Here is a 675-nt window from a genome sequence, read left to right as displayed (position 1 = left end):
TGGATGACGCACTCTGTCTGAACAACGGTGCAACCCCATCAACGGAATGGCTCGGCCCACGTCCCGGCAGGGACGCCTCGAGCGTTCGGAGCCCGAACGCTCTCCACTGGATGTCAGGTTGCAGCCCTTGGTTGCGGATCGAAAAACTCGCCGGTCTTGAGCATCGCATGCACGATCACTGCCGGTTTGCGGGCTGCGGCAACAGCGGCGCGCTTGAAGCCGATCCTTTCGCGCAGCCTGAGCCCCCATGTGCGCAAGCTGCTTTCGGCCCGGACGCGGGTCGGGATGATCGCCGCAGCCTCGCAGAGCTGCCAGCGCAGATGTCGGTCTCCGCGCCGAGAGACATGGCCGTCATGATCGACCTCTCCGGATTGGTAGTGGCGCGTTGTCAGGCCGACCCAAGGCCCCGACGGAGCGTGAGGTCCTGAAGTTGGCCGGGTCCTCGATGGCGGCGGCGAAGGAAGTCGCGGTGACCGCACCTATCCCGGGGATCGACATGAGGAGGCGGCAATCGGGGCTTTGGCGTGCGGTCGCGACGAGCCGTGTTCCGAGGTCGGCCACCTGCGTGCGAATGCTGCGCCAGGCGTCCAGCAGCGGCAGAACGATGGACGCGAGGTCTGCCCGGTCGGCGAGAAGGTCTCGGACATTCCGCTCGAACTTGCTTCCCGTGCCCGC

Annotated in this window: 1 pseudogene; it reads right to left on the bottom strand. The window is 66.2% G+C overall.

Annotation, left to right across the window (positions count from 1 at the left end):
- Positions 1-113 precede the first annotated feature (113 nt).
- Positions 114-675: pseudogene (locus tag V8324_RS22205) on the bottom strand (transposase); the annotation flags it as partial.

Origin of the sequence: Roseovarius sp. D22-M7 (assembly GCF_037083785.1) — a bacterium.
Lineage (GTDB): Bacteria > Pseudomonadota > Alphaproteobacteria > Rhodobacterales > Rhodobacteraceae > Roseovarius.
The sequence above is the reverse complement of the archived record's forward strand: the minus strand, read 5'-3'. Positions and strand labels throughout refer to the sequence as shown.